Annotated in this window: 14 protein-coding genes; 12 read left to right on the plus strand and 2 right to left on the minus strand. The window is 40.5% G+C overall.

The window, feature by feature from the left end; all coding sequences use genetic code 11:
* The first annotated feature begins 77 nt into the window (after positions 1–77).
* The 6 genes from lpdA to AC6H44_RS01565 all read left to right on the plus strand — a co-directional run bounded on the left by lpdA (position 78) and on the right by AC6H44_RS01565 (position 7,837).
* The gene (gene lpdA / locus AC6H44_RS01540) at positions 78–1,505 is read left to right on the plus strand and encodes a dihydrolipoyl dehydrogenase (protein ID WP_500737067.1); all 1,428 of its coding nucleotides are present in this window, start codon (positions 78–80) and stop codon (positions 1,503–1,505) included.
* A gap of 140 nt (positions 1,506–1,645) precedes the next feature.
* Positions 1,646–2,332, plus strand: coding sequence for a tRNA-uridine aminocarboxypropyltransferase (locus AC6H44_RS01545; protein WP_500737069.1), 687 nt, complete (start codon positions 1,646–1,648; stop codon positions 2,330–2,332).
* A gap of 870 nt (positions 2,333–3,202) precedes the next feature.
* Positions 3,203–4,207, plus strand: a complete 1,005-nt coding sequence (locus AC6H44_RS01550; protein ID WP_500737070.1) for a Fe(3+) ABC transporter substrate-binding protein — start codon at positions 3,203–3,205, stop codon at positions 4,205–4,207.
* A complete protein-coding gene (locus AC6H44_RS01555) occupies positions 4,207–5,838 on the plus strand; it encodes an ABC transporter permease (RefSeq protein ID WP_500737071.1) in 1,632 nt (543 codons plus the stop codon). The genes AC6H44_RS01550 and AC6H44_RS01555 overlap by 1 nt, the downstream gene beginning before the upstream one ends.
* Positions 5,839–6,891, plus strand: coding sequence for an ABC transporter ATP-binding protein (locus AC6H44_RS01560; protein WP_500737073.1), 1,053 nt, complete (start codon positions 5,839–5,841; stop codon positions 6,889–6,891).
* Positions 6,892–6,937: 46 nt separating this feature from the next.
* The gene (locus AC6H44_RS01565) at positions 6,938–7,837 is read left to right on the plus strand and encodes a Dyp-type peroxidase (protein WP_500737075.1); all 900 of its coding nucleotides are present in this window, start codon (positions 6,938–6,940) and stop codon (positions 7,835–7,837) included.
* Positions 7,838–7,883: 46 nt separating this feature from the next.
* Here AC6H44_RS01565 and argR read toward each other — a convergent pair whose 3' ends face one another.
* Positions 7,884–8,351, minus strand: coding sequence for a transcriptional regulator ArgR (argR, locus tag AC6H44_RS01570; protein WP_008466460.1), 468 nt, complete (start codon positions 8,349–8,351; stop codon positions 7,884–7,886).
* Positions 8,352–8,576: 225 nt separating this feature from the next.
* Between argR and mdh the strand changes: the two genes are divergently transcribed.
* A complete protein-coding gene (mdh, locus tag AC6H44_RS01575) occupies positions 8,577–9,512 on the plus strand; it encodes a malate dehydrogenase (RefSeq protein ID WP_500737077.1) in 936 nt (311 codons plus the stop codon).
* Positions 9,513–9,604: 92 nt separating this feature from the next.
* Here the strand turns inward: mdh and ispB are convergent, their stop codons facing one another.
* Positions 9,605–10,576 carry an octaprenyl diphosphate synthase gene (ispB, locus tag AC6H44_RS01580; RefSeq protein WP_500737078.1) on the minus strand — a complete coding sequence of 324 codons (972 nt, stop codon included), beginning with the start codon at positions 10,574–10,576 and terminating at the stop codon, positions 9,605–9,607.
* Between the two features lie 423 nt (positions 10,577–10,999).
* Between ispB and rplU the strand changes: the two genes are divergently transcribed.
* From rplU to AC6H44_RS01605, 5 genes are all read left to right on the plus strand, one after another.
* Positions 11,000–11,311 carry a 50S ribosomal protein L21 gene (gene rplU, locus AC6H44_RS01585; protein ID WP_002957748.1) on the plus strand — a complete coding sequence of 104 codons (312 nt, stop codon included), beginning with the start codon at positions 11,000–11,002 and terminating at the stop codon, positions 11,309–11,311.
* A 16-nt stretch (positions 11,312–11,327) separates the two neighbouring features.
* On the plus strand, positions 11,328–11,585 hold the full coding sequence (gene rpmA / locus AC6H44_RS01590) for a 50S ribosomal protein L27 (protein WP_008114963.1): 258 nt from the start codon (positions 11,328–11,330) through the stop codon (positions 11,583–11,585).
* A gap of 154 nt (positions 11,586–11,739) precedes the next feature.
* On the plus strand, positions 11,740–12,891 hold the full coding sequence (gene cgtA / locus AC6H44_RS01595; RefSeq protein ID WP_500737079.1) for an Obg family GTPase CgtA: 1,152 nt from the start codon (positions 11,740–11,742) through the stop codon (positions 12,889–12,891).
* A gap of 72 nt (positions 12,892–12,963) precedes the next feature.
* On the plus strand, positions 12,964–13,455 hold the full coding sequence (gene folA / locus AC6H44_RS01600; protein ID WP_500737080.1) for a type 3 dihydrofolate reductase: 492 nt from the start codon (positions 12,964–12,966) through the stop codon (positions 13,453–13,455).
* An 81-nt stretch (positions 13,456–13,536) separates the two neighbouring features.
* On the plus strand, positions 13,537–13,911 hold the full coding sequence (locus tag AC6H44_RS01605) for a DUF3718 domain-containing protein (protein WP_500737082.1): 375 nt from the start codon (positions 13,537–13,539) through the stop codon (positions 13,909–13,911).
* The last annotated feature ends 409 nt before the right edge of the window (positions 13,912–14,320 follow it).

The following is a 14,320-nucleotide window of genomic DNA, read 5'->3' on the forward strand; positions in this document are numbered from 1 at the left end:
AATGCCCTTTCTGCCTTGCAGAAACAGGGCAGTTAAATTCTCGGGCTTTGTCCCGTTCAAACAATAAAGGTAATAGCATGAGCAACGAATTAAAAACTCAAGTTGTAATACTAGGCGGTGGACCTGGTGGTTACTCTGCGGCTTTCCGCGCTGCTGACTTGGGCTTAGAAGTTACATTAGTAGAATCTCGCGACACATTAGGCGGTGTATGTCTTAATGTTGGTTGTATTCCTTCTAAAGCACTTTTACACGTAGCTAAAGTAATTGATGACGCAGCAGAAATGTCGTCTCACGGTGTTACTTTTGGTGCACCAGAAATTAATTTAGATAAAATTCGCTCGTGGAAAGAGTCTGTTGTTGGCCAGCTTACAAATGGCCTAGACGGCATGGCTAAAATGCGTAAAGTTAAAGTGGTTTACGGTTACGGTAAATTTACTGGTAGTAACACCCTAGACGTTGAAGGTGCTGACGGTAAAACAACCATTACTTTTGATAACGCGATTATTGCAGCCGGTTCTAAGCCTGTAAGTTTACCTTTCATCCCTGAAGATGACCGCGTGATTGATTCAACGGGTGCGTTAGAGCTTAAAGATATCCCTGAAAAACTACTTGTGTTAGGTGGCGGTATTATCGGTTTGGAAATGGGGACGGTTTATCGTGCGCTAGGTTCTGCAATTGATGTTGTAGAATTTGCAGAGCAACTTATTCCAGCTGCCGATAAAGATATTATTAAAATTTATCAAAAATACGTTAGCGATAAATTTAATGTCATGCTGTCAACTAAAGTTGTGGGTGTTGAGGCAAAAGATGACGGTTTATATGTTAGCTTTGAAGGCAAAAATGCGCCAGCAGAACCAGTACGTTACGACAAAGTACTGGTTGCGGTAGGCCGTACACCAAATGGTAACTTGTTAGATGCAGACAAAGCCGGTGTAAATGTTGATGAGCGTGGCTTTATTAATGTTGATAAGCAATTACGTACTAACGTTGATCATATTTATGCAATTGGTGATTTAATTGGCCAACCTATGCTTGCACACAAAGCGGTTCATGAAGGCCATGTTGCAGCTGAAGTTATCTCTGGTCAAAAACATTACTTTGATCCTAAGTGTATTCCTTCTGTTGCCTATACAGACCCAGAAATTGCTTGGGTAGGTGTTACCGAAAAAGAAGCTAAAGAGCAAGGCTTAAGCATTGAAACAGCGGTGTTCCCATGGGCAGCATCGGGCCGTGCAATTGCATCTTCGCGTACTGAAGGTTCGACTAAGCTGATCTTTGATAAAGAAAGTGGCCGTATAATCGGTGGTGCTATGATTGGTATTAACGCTGGTGAAATGCTGGGCGAAATTGGTTTAGCAGTTGAAATGGGTGCAGATGGCGAAGACATTGCACTTACTATTCACGCTCACCCAACATTGAACGAATCAATTGGCCTAGCGGCTGAAATTTTTGAAGGTTCAATCACTGATTTACCCAATAAAAAAGCAGTTAAAAAGAAAAAGTAATTTTTTTAGTTAACCGCAATAAAAAACCCAAGCCTCGGCTTGGGTTTTTTGTTTTTATAGCTGCCCGCTGCCCGCTGATATCTATTCCCTTTGATTTTAGCTACAATACTCGCCGTTCAATTTACAGGTAATTAATCACAGTGACCCAAGGCTTAAAAAATTCAGTTTTAGCATTACGTGCCCAGCAAATAAGTGAATCTCGACGCGAATTTAATGCCCGGGGTGGAAAAATGATCCGCTGTGAGCAATGCTTAATTGCCAAGCATTACTGTATTTGTGAGGGCGCTGAGTACGCAAACTGCGACGCTGCCGTTTGTTTACTGATGTATCATAATGAAAGCTTTAAACCGTCTAACACCGGGCGCTTAATTGCACAAATAGTGCCTGATAACCACGCATTTCGCTGGGATAGAACCGACCCTGATCCTGCTTTGTTAGCATTATTGAATGATGAGACATATCAAGCGTTTGTGATTTTTCCTGCCGAAGATGTCGAAACAGATAGAGTGGTAACGCAAGTTGAGCCGCTTGTAGGTAAAAAACCATTGTTTATATTTTTAGATGGTACATGGCGCGAAGCTAAAAAAATGATCCGCAAAAGCCCTTATTTAGATAATTTACCTGTGCTTTCTATTACTGCACAAAAGCTCTCTGATTATCGTTTACGTGTAGCGCCGCATGCTCATCAACTAGGTACTGCCGAAGTAGCGATTATAGTGTTAGCATTAGCAAATGAAACTGACGCAAGTACTAAATTAGAGCAGCATTTTATTAAATTTCGTGATGCTTATTTGCTAGGAAAGCGCAATAAAGGCAGGCCTGAATAATACTTAATCTTTTTGAGGAAATTAACTCTCTTAATTAAGCGAATAGGTATAAAAAACTGAGTTTAATGCTTGATCATAGTCTTAATATGTATAATTTTGGCTGAGCGCTGAATTTTAGACAAAAGAAAAGCGCGAACCATTGCTAGTCGCGCTTGCGGAATCTTCTAACTTTGTTGCATCCTGCAATTGAACCTAATCAACTCCAATTTTTACGTTCCCTGTTATTACAATATTACTTTCTAGTTCTATGTAATTTAGACTATCCGAGCCTGTATCCTTAACTCCTAAACATCCTGTAAGGTAAAAGCTATTACCCATCCTTATTGCACATCCGAGTGCACCGCCTTTTTATAACGTCCTTGTTTTACTTTAAAGGCCTGTCCTTTTATTCTCTATCCTTTAGCTACAACTTTTCCGTGTTGTTATCCTTTACGCGTTACTCTAACGCTATCCTTTATATAACACTCCATTGCGATACTCATCCTGAGCCTGTCCTGTAATCCCTGTAATCCCAAAAAACCAAACCTTGGTATTCGAGTAGTTAATCCGTTTCCATTTACTCGGTAAGCGTCGTTGCTTATTTATGGATTAATTATAAAGAGAGATTAGTGTTAAATGTAGGATAAAACCGCTAATGATTTATATTATTACAAATGAAATATTTTAAAAAAACTTAAAATACAATGGGTTAATTAATTTTATGGGTGTTATACAAGGTGTTTTTACTCATTTGCTGTCACCAGCGTAAGAGATATCTTACAAGGATTTTCTTTTTTGGGCGTATTTTTGACAAGCTGATTATATAAAGTGTGCACTTTTTAGTTCATCGCGGTAAAATTAATGATAATAATTATTAGTTAGGTAGACAATATGAAAAAAACACTCGCGCTTATTGTTGGGTTTATTATCTCGGCACCTGCTGTTGCAACTGATGTAGTGAATATTTACTCATTTAGACAACCTTTTTTGATTCAACCTATTTTAGATGATTTTACACAACAAACCGGTATTAAAACCAATGTGGTGTTTGCTAAAAATGGCTTAATAGAGCGTGTTAAGCGTGAAGGTAAGCACAGTCGAGCCGATTTGGTGTTAACGTCTAATTTTAGTGCGTTAATTCAGCTAGAAGAATTAAAATTAACGCAAACTATAAACAGTGAACAGGTTAACAATAATGTGCCTGCGGCGTTTCGTGATGGTGACGGTCAGTGGGTGGCACTTACCAAGCGTGTGCGTAATGTTTACTCTTCAAAAGAGCGTTTAGGTGAATTACCTAACCTGAGCTATGAAGATTTAGCCGAGCCAAAATACAAAGGTCAAATTTGTACTCGCTCTGGCAAACATCCATACAATTTAGGCTTGGTTGCGTCTATGATTGCTCATCATGGCGAGGCCCAGGCTAAAACATGGTTAGAGGGTGTAAAGGCAAATTTAGCGCGTAAGCCGCAAGGCAACGATCGCGCTCAAGTTAAAGCCGTGAAAGAAGGTTTATGTGATCTAGCCTTAGGCAATAGCTATTACTTAGGTAAAATGCTGCAAGATGAAGCGCAAAAGCCATGGGCAGATGCGGTTAATATTAATTTTCCAAATCAAACAAATCGTGGCTCACACATAAATGTGTCGGGTGCGGTTATCACTAAGTATGCTAAAAATCCTGAAAATGCCTTGAAACTGATAGAGTTTATGACCGACAATAAGGCGCAAAATATGTATGCCTCGCTCAATATGGAGTATCCGGTTAAGCCTGGTGTTAAACTTTCAAGCTTGGTTGCATCATGGGGGAGCTTTAAGGAAGATAGCTTAGCACTTGATGAAATTAGCAAATATCGTCCGTTAGCCTTAAAGCTAATCGATGAGGTGAAGTTCGATCTTTAATGACTTATAAATTTCAGCTGTCGAAATGGCAGCTTATTGCGTGGTCGACGGGGTTATTGCTCTCGACCCCGTTGTTTTTTTTACTGTTAGAATCTTTACAAGGCGATTCAGAGGTATTTACCCACCTATGGAATACCGTGTTGTGGGACTATATAAGTAACACTGTATTGCTTATTATAGGTGTTGGCTTACTTAGCTGCTTGATTGCATTGCCATTGGGTTGGTTAACCGCCTATTGCCGCTTTCCTGGTAAACAACAATTTGAATGGGCGCTGATGCTGCCCCTTGCCATGCCAACCTACATTATTGCTTATGTGTACACCGATTTACTCGATTATGCCGGACCCGTACAAATAACCTTACGAGAGTGGTTTGGTTGGCAATCGCCAGATGATTATTGGTTTTTTGATATACGTACTTTACCCGGCGCGATTGTAATGATTGCGCTGGTACTTTACCCGTATTTATATTTAATATTTAAAACCGCGCTACGTGAACAGTCTTTTAAGCTAGTCCAAGCCAGTCAATTAATGGGCTTAAGTGCATGGAAAAGCTTTTTTAAAGTCAGCCTTGTGTTATCCCGTGGCGCCATTGTGGCGGCACTTGCGTTAATCAGTATGGAAACCATGGCTGATTTTGCGACCGTCAGCTATTTTGCTGTTAGTACATTAACCACCGCCGTTTATGATACTTGGTTTGGGTATTACTCATTAACTGCGGCCGCAAAAATTTCAGGGGTGATGTTATTACTGTTGTTTTTAGCCTTGATCACCGAGCGTTTTAGCCGTCGTAATCAAGCGGTATTTGAACGCCAGTCGAGTGTTAACAGTGAGGCGCTTTATATTCTTAAAGGTAAATCTGCATGGCTTGCTACTGGCTTTTGTAGCTTTATTTTAATTGTTTCGTTTGTTATTCCCATTGTTGTGTTACTTAAGTATGCAATTACTTATTTTGAGCAAGCCTGGAGTAGTGAATTTTTTAGCTATGCATGGCAAAGTTTAAAAGTGGCGGCAGTGGTCAGTGTGGTCACTATTATACTGAGTGTGTTAGTGGTGTTTTACCAGCGCATTGCAAAACAAGCAAATCCGCTACTACCTGGGCGTTTAGCAAGTACAGGCTATGCCTTACCGGGCACAGTATTAGCAATTGCCGTTTTACTGCCGCTAACACTGCTGGAAAACACCGTAAACCAAATGTTAGCCCCTTATGATTTAGACATTGGGTTGCTATTAACCGGCAGTATACTGACTATTATTTTTGCCTACATAGTTCGGTTTTATGCCGTTGCCCATGGCGCCATAGAGTCGAGCTTTTTACGCATTAGCCCCTCCCTTGATATGGCAAGTCAATCAATGGGAAAAAGCCTAGGTAATACGCTGGCTTTGGTGCATTTACCGTTATTACGCCGGGGGATATTAACTGCCGGTTTATTGGTGTTTATTGAGTGCATGAAAGAGCTACCCGCCGCCTTACTGCTAAGACCTTTTAACTTTGAAAGCTTAGCAACGCATGTATTTCAATATGTAAGTGATGAGCAATTAGAGCTGGCCTCTATATCAGCGCTGTTTATTGTGGTGGTGGGTTTTATTCCGTTATATTTTATTAACCGTTCAATGGAGCAACGTAGTTAAATGAGTAGTTTGATTTTACAAGGCGTGAGCTATGCATATAACGGGACTAAGGTTATAGATGACTTAGATTTAATTTTAGGTAAAGACGAAATAGTGTGTTTGCTCGGTGCCAGTGGCTGCGGTAAAACTACCACACTTAAAGCCATTGCAGGGTTACTTGAAGCCAAGCAAGGGCAGGTATTTATTGATGGTAAGTTAGTCAGCGATGCCAACACGTTTGTATCACCGGAGCATCGTAATATTGGCATGATGTTTCAAGATTACGCGTTATTTCCGCATTTAACCGTGGCCAATAATATTGCCTTTGGACTCAGCAAGATTAGCAAAGCTGATAAACAGGCGCGCGTAGATGAAATGCTAAAGCTGGTGCATTTGGTTGGCTGCGCCGATAGATACCCCCATCAACTTTCGGGTGGCCAACAGCAACGAGTAGCGATTGCGCGTGCATTAGCTTATAAACCTAGCCTATTGCTACTTGATGAGCCATTTTCTAATATTGATACTCAAGTACGATTTGAATTAATTGCCGACATTAGGCGGATTATTAAAGCGCAGCAAGTGTCTGCGGTATTTGTTACTCACTCAAAAGAAGAGGCGTTTGCATTTGCTGATACGCTTGCGGTTATGCACCAAGGTAAAATTGCACAACAAGGCACGCCAGAACAGCTTTTTGCACAACCAAGTTCAAAGGAGGTTGCAGAATTTCTGGGTCAGGGCATATACTTAAGCGCAACTGTATTAACGGCTACTGACTATAAAACGCAATTTGGTGTGGTTGAATCAACACAATCACAGCCGCATGCAATAGCCTCTAAGGGGGTTATTTATGTGCGCCCGCATCAACTTGAACTTGCCACTAATAATGAGAGTGAGCATCAGTGTGAGCGCGCTACTATATTAAGCAGCCGCTTTATTGGCTCCGCTTATGTTTATACCGTGGTTGTTGCAGAACAAGAAATAGAAGTTGCAGCCCAGTATGGCCAGTCATTTAACATTAATGAACAGGTTATAATAAAAATAAAACCGCACACGGTGAATTTTTTTAAGCAATAGCTAATTGTTTTTCGCTGTGTTTTGCTCTAAAAAGTAAGGAATAATAATGGTGCAAGCGCAATCAGGGATTTGTGCTGAAGCAAACTTACATGGTTTGCACTTATTTTTTAATGTCCTTGATGGTCACGACGAATCACTGCGCGCTAAGCTTAAAAAAGTGAGCGACATTGAAGATGAGTTTAGTGATCAATTCTCTGAAGCTATGCTGTCTTGCATGGTCGCTATTGGCGCGCAATATTGGCCGCATATTTTACCCGACTTTATGCCCCGCGAGTTGCAGAGCTTTCCTAATATAACCCATAGCGATTTTGTGATGAGTGCAAGGCCGTGCGATTTATTTATACAAATTCGCTCTGACAGAGAAGATGTGAATCACCTGTTTGCACTGCAAATATTAAAGCTTTTTACCCCTGATGTTGAGCTGGTGGAGCAAGTTCGTAACTTTCGCTTTTTAGATGGTCGTGATTTTAATGGCTTTATTTATGCCGGCGACACCCCGCATGGTCGTCAAAAACGTGCAACTGCGTTAATTAATAAGCCCGAGAGTTTTGAAGATCAAGGCAGTTATATTCATGTGCAGCGCTACAAACATGACTTAACCCTATGGCAGCACTTGTCGCTTAACGAGCAAGAGCAAATAATGGGGCGTACCCGTCTCGACAATACCCTGATCAGCCCCGCAACTCAAAGCAGTCATGCAACCCGAAGTGAGTTAAAAGATGAGCAGGGCCAGGCACTTTTATTAAACCAAAGTATGCCGTATGGCGATGTGTATGAGCAAGGAATGTTGCTTATTACTTGCTCTGCTAAAGGGGATGCATTTGAAAAGGTATTAAACAGTCGATTAGGGCACAAAGAGCACTACGATCACTGGCTTGATTTTACTCAAGCAGATATGGGGTCTGCGTTTTTTGCGCCTTCAGTACGGTTTTTAAAGCAGTTATAAAACCAGTCAGGAATGGTTTAGCCATTAACATGACAATGTTCATTGGTTAAACCGTGTCGAACAAAATACGCACACGTTCCAGTGTTAGATCTATTTCTGATATTTTCGCAGGCGCTATAAAAATAGTGTCATCGCCAGCAATTGTGCCCAATACGCCATCTGCTTTTCCTAATGAGTCGAGTAGGCGGGCAATGAGCTGAGCAGCGCCTGGGCTGGTACGAATAATAATCATCATTTCGTTATGCATAATATCAATAACTAATTGGCGCAATGGGCTTTTGGCTGTTGGTACACCCATTTCGGCGGGTAAGCAGTACACCATTTCTTGTTTTGCATTACGGGTGCGTACCGCGCCAAACTTACTTAACATTCGCGACACTTTACTTTGGCTAATGTTATCAAAGCCTTGTTCTTTTAACGCGTCAACTATCTCGCCTTGTGAGCCAAAGTTTTCTTCTTTTAAAAGTGCCTTGAAAGCTTTAACCAATGCTTCTTGTTTATCTTGTGGTTGCATAATGTCTAATTAGTTATGTTATCGATACGGCAAATTCTACACAAAAATGCATAATTATGCAGCAGTTGTTTAGTTAAGTTGCCGTTTAGCTGTGTTTAAACAGCAAAGTTTACAACTATGGTCGAAAATATAGCTAAAATAAGCAGGATAAATTTGTCTTTAGCGGTTAATTTCTTTATCTTAGGAACCACAAAGATTTCCTACCTCAAATTACGGAGAATTCCAATGAAAGTTGCTGTATTAGGTGCTGCAGGCGGTATCGGTCAAGCGTTGTCTTTATTATTAAAAACAGGCTTACCAGCAGGTTCTGAATTATCACTATATGATGTTGCGCCAGTAGTTCCGGGTGTTGCTGTTGACCTTTCTCACATCCCAACAGATGTTAAAGTGGCAGGGTTTGGTGCTGACGATTTAGATAAAGCATTAACAGGTTGTGACATCGTGCTTATCCCAGCGGGTATGCCACGTAAGCCAGGTATGGACCGTGCTGATTTATTTAACGTTAATGCGGGTATCATCAAAACATTAGCACAAGGCATTGTTGCTAACTGTCCTAAAGCGCTGGTAGGTATTATTACTAACCCAGTAAACGGCACGGTACCAATTGTTGCTGAAGTATTTAAAAAAGCAGGTACTTACGATGCTAAGCGTGTATTTGGTATCACAACACTTGATGTCATTCGTTCAGAAGCGTTTATTGCTGAACTTAAAGGCGTTGACGTAGCAAGTGTTAAAGTGCCTGTCATTGGTGGCCACTCAGGCACAACAATCTTACCATTACTTTCTCAAGTTGAAGGTGTTACTTTCACTGATGAAGAAGTGGCTGCACTGACTCCACGTATTCAAAATGCGGGTACTGAAGTCGTTAATGCCAAAGCGGGCGGTGGTTCTGCAACATTATCTATGGGTGCTGCTGCTGCACGTTTTTGTATGTCTTTAGTTAAAGGCTTACAAGGTGAAGACGTTGTGGACTACGCATACGTTGCCGTTGAAAATGGCGATGCAGAGTACTTTGCACACCCAATACGTTTAGGTAAAAATGGCGTAGAAGAAGTTCTTTCTTACGGCACACTAAGCGCATTTGAACAGCAAGCTAAAAATGACATGCTTGAAACGTTGAAAAAAGATATTAAAGAAGGTGTTGATTTTATGGCGCAATAGCCTAAATGATGCATTAAAAAGCCTGCATTTGCAGGCTTTTTTGTTGCTCGGAATTTATTTGCTCTTAATGCTTATTAAGAGGTTCACTAATATTAGTGGTCGCGGTCAACCGCTATACGGGCTAAGCTGATCAATGCTTGCTTGTAACTCGACTCAGCTAAGCAATCTAAACAGGCAATTGCTTTTTCTGCTTCTTGCTCTGCTTTTTGCATTGTGAACTCAAGGGCGTTAGTGTGAGCAAGTGCAGCAAGTATCTCATCTAGATGATCCATGCCATTACTGTGCTCTATCGCGTCTCTTATTAACTGTGTTTGCTGCTTATTACCGTGTTGCATGGCATAAATTAGCGGCAGTGTTGGTTTGCCTTCGGCTAAATCGTCGCCAATGTTTTTACCCAGTTGGTCAGCATTTGCGTTGTAATCTAAAACATCGTCTACCAACTGAAAAGCCGTGCCTAAATGCATACCATACAAGTTAAGCGCTTCCAAAATATGCTCATTTTGTTCAGTAATAATGGCTGCCAGCCCAGTTGCCGCTTCAAATAACTTAGCCGTTTTAGAGTAAATAACCTGCATATAACTGGCTTCAGTGGTGTCAGGGTCATTACAGTTCATTAATTGCAGTACTTCGCCTTCAGCAATAATATTGGTTGCATCAGCCAACACTTGCATTATTTGCATTTTGCCAAGGCCTACCATTAGTTGAAACGAGCGAGTGTAAATAAAATCACCCACCAGTACACTGGCAGCATTACCAAACTCGGCATTTGCTGTGGGGGTGCCACGGCGCAGGTTTGATTCATCAACCACATCATCATGTAAAAGCGTTGCGGTATGGATAAATTCAATGATAGTTGCCAGCGTAATATGATCTTTACCTTGGTAGCCTAGCGCTTTAGCCGCTAGAATAGCCAACATAGGGCGCACTCGTTTGCCACCGCTGTTAACAATATACAAACCAAGTTGATTAACTAACGCCACATCTGAGCACATTTGCGCATGTATTAGTTGATTGACGTCATTCATATCGCTTTCGATTAACGCCTGGATAGCTTTTATATCCATTGATCTCCGAGCCAATTTTAATGTGTGAACGACGCAGATTGTACAACAAAAAATGCATTAGCTCGATATTTTGTGGTGATTCCTTAAAAAAACACCCTTAAGTAGGTTAAATGCCCCATTAACTTTGTTAATAATTGCTTAAACAGCGTGGTTTAATTTTGAATCACCTTTGGCGGTTAATTGAACTATATAGGCTGGCTTTGCTATTACTAATTTATTTTCTGTAACCGTTAAAAAGCGCTTGGCAAAGGGGGATTTTAATATAAAATAGAGGAAATATTGAATTGCTCTCAATGCAGCTACTTTTTATTCATTTAATTATAAAAATAGGCTTGCTAGTTATTTCGCGTTAGCGTAAACTTCGCGCCCTATCGAAGAATATTTTAGTTGCGCCGATTTGAGGGTGCACAGACGGAGTTAATTATGTACGCGGTTTTCCAAAGTGGTGGTAAACAGCATCGTGTGACTGAAGGTCAAACGATTCGTCTTGAAAAATTAGACGTTGAAACTGGTGCGGCAGTAGAATTTGATTCAGTACTTTTAGTTGCTGATGGTGAGAAGATTGAGATTGGTGTACCGTTCGTAAACGGTGGTAAAATAACAGCTGAGGTTGTTTCACATGGTCGCGGTGAGAAAATTAAGGTTGTTAAATTTAGACGCCGTAAGCATTCTCGTAAGCAAATGGGCCATCGTCAATGGTTCACTGAAGTTAAAATCACTAGCATTAGCGCTTAATTAGAGGTACTTAGAAATGGCACATAAAAAAGCAGCTGGTAGTACTCGTAACGGTCGCGATTCAGAAAGCAAACGCCTAGGTGTTAAGCGTTTTGGTGGCGAATCAGTTTTAGCGGGTAGCATCATTGTTCGTCAACGTGGAACTCGTTTTCACCCTGGCGCAAACGTAGGTATCGGTAAAGACCACACTATCTTCGCAAAAGCAGATGGTAAAGTTCAGTTTGAACAAAAAGGTCCCTTAAACCGTAAATACGTAACTATTGTAGCTGAGTAATCAGTAAGGTAGTTAAAAAACCCCGCTATTGCGGGGTTTTTTGTTTTAAGTACGGTTCAATATATACCCAAGTGTTTTTATGCTCGGTGTGCTCTATAGGCCACTTAGGTATATAATAGAGTTATTAACAAGCCAATCCCTAAAGTGAGTAATCATGAAGTTTGTAGATGAAGTAGAAATTCGCGCAGAAGCTGGTGACGGTGGCAGCGGCATCGTGTCTTTTCGTCGTGAGAAATATGTTCCAGATGGTGGACCTGATGGCGGTGACGGTGGAGACGGTGGTAGTGTTTATCTACAAGCTGATGAAAACTTAAATACCCTTATTGACTATCAATTTGAGCGTTTTCACCGAGCAGAGCGCGGTACCAATGGACAAAGCCGTAATTGTACTGGTAAAAAAGGTGAAGACTTAATGGTTAAGGTGCCAGTAGGTACGCGTATTATTGACGTTGACACACAAGAGTCATTAGGGGATTTAACCCAAGATGGTCAACGAATTGTGGTTGCAAAAGGCGGTTTCCATGGCTTGGGGAATGCGCGTTTTAAATCAAGTACAAACCGTGCGCCACGTCAAAAAACATTGGGTACACCCGGTGAAGTGCGTAACCTTAAATTAGAGCTGATGCTACTGGCTGATGTTGGCTTACTGGGCTTACCAAATGCAGGTAAATCAACCTTTATTCGCAGTGTATCTGCTGCCAAACCAAAAGTAGCAGATTATCCGTTTACTACGCTTATTCCAAATTTGGGTGTGGTACGTCCAGAAGCAAACAAATCATTTGTGATTGCCGATATCCCTGGTTTGATTGAAGGCGCATCTGATGGTGCAGGCCTAGGTATTCGCTTTTTGAAGCACTTAGAGCGTTGTCGTGTGTTATTGCACATCATTGATATTATGCCGGTTGATGGATCAAATCCTGTTGATAATGCCTTTGCAATCATCAATGAACTTCATCAGTACAGCCCTAAGCTTGCTGAAAAGCCACGCTGGTTAGTCTTTAATAAAATTGATTTATTGCCTGAGGATGAAGCTAAAGCCCTATGTGAGCAAATTGCAGAAGAGTTAGGTGAATCTGAAAATATTTACAGTATTGCCGCGATTAATAAATTAAACACGCAGCCACTTATCCAAGACATTATGACGCTACTTGATAACATGCCAAAAGAAAAGTTTGTTGAAGTGGCTGATGAAGAGGTTGAATTTAAGTGGGATACCTATCATCAAAAAGCCACCAAAGGCGATGATGATGATTGGGATGACTGGAATGAAGATGATTACGACGTAGAAGTTATCTACGAGCGTTAATTAAAATGATACATTTAAAAGGAGCTTCTGCTCCTTTTTCTTTAATTAATAATAAAGTATTGGGTATTCAGTGTGATAATTTCAATGATTGCAGCAATGGCAAATAATCGTGTAATAGGCTTAGACAATAAAATGCCATGGCATTTGCCGAGTGACCTTCAACACTTTAAAAAGATAACGACTGGCAAGCCCGTTATTATGGGGCGTAAAACATTTGAATCGATAGGACGGCCGTTACCAGGGCGTCGTAATATTATTATTTCGCGCAACAGTAAGTATCAGGCTGCTGGCATTGAAACAGTCACCACGCCTGAAGCTGCGATAGAACTTGTTAATGACGTTGATGAAGTAATGATCATTGGTGGCGGAAACATTTACCAGCAGTTTTTACAGCAGGCACAGCGACTTTATTTAACTTTGATTGATTTGGATGTTGAAGGCGATACCCAGTTTCCTGATTATCAAAGTGTTGCAAACTGGCAAATTGAAAATGAATTATTAATGACGCCAGATGATAAAAACAAATATAGTTATAAATTCGTAACTTTAAATAAAATTACTTAACATTATTGCCAAAATCTGGGCATGTTGATACAATAATAAACAGTCGAATACGAATAAAGTATTAATTAGGGTGTCAAATCAATGATTAAATTACCAAAGCTAGTTGTGGTTGCTGCCGTTGCAGCGGGTTCTTTCGCTTATACTGCGCCTGCAAGCGCTAACGATCAATTAGCTATTTCAGCGTGTGAATACATTGCTGCAGATGACAAAAACCGTTTGCGCAGTACATTGAAAAGTTCGCGTGTGAAAATACGCAATATTTACGATGCTGTATTATGCGATGGTAATAATTTACTACGTCATGCTATCGCTAGTAATGCAATTGATACCGGTGAATATATCGTTAAAAACTTACCTAAGAGCTCACTTGAAGATGGCGCAGTTATTGCGTGGGCAGAAGCAAATCATGCTGGCTCTGCATTAATACCTATCATTAAAGAGCGCGCAGGTCTTTAGTTTATAGCAGCTTCATAAAAAGTTAAAAAAACCGCGTTGATACGCGGTTTTTTATTACTAGCTTAGTCCTTTGGTTTACTTTTTTCTGCATCTAAGTGTCATTATAATAAAGTATTTTATTAATACATAATTTTGATGATATTTTCCACATGTATTTCTTCCCTTACTCTTCTTTTATTGTTGTTTTAGTGGCTCTTGCTCTGAGTGTTCATTGGGTGCAATGCAGTCAAGTGTTACAAACTTTACGCCAGTTGCGTGATGGATTCGCATTTTTAATTCAGAGCAATGAACTTAAAAGTATTACAGATAATAATCCTAAAAACTAAGTTGGTGAAATAGCAAAATACTTTAATCAGCTTATCGGTCGTCAACATCTTAAAGCATCTTCAATATATTATTGAACTAATGT

Source organism: Pseudoalteromonas sp. TAP-3C (assembly GCF_059888565.1).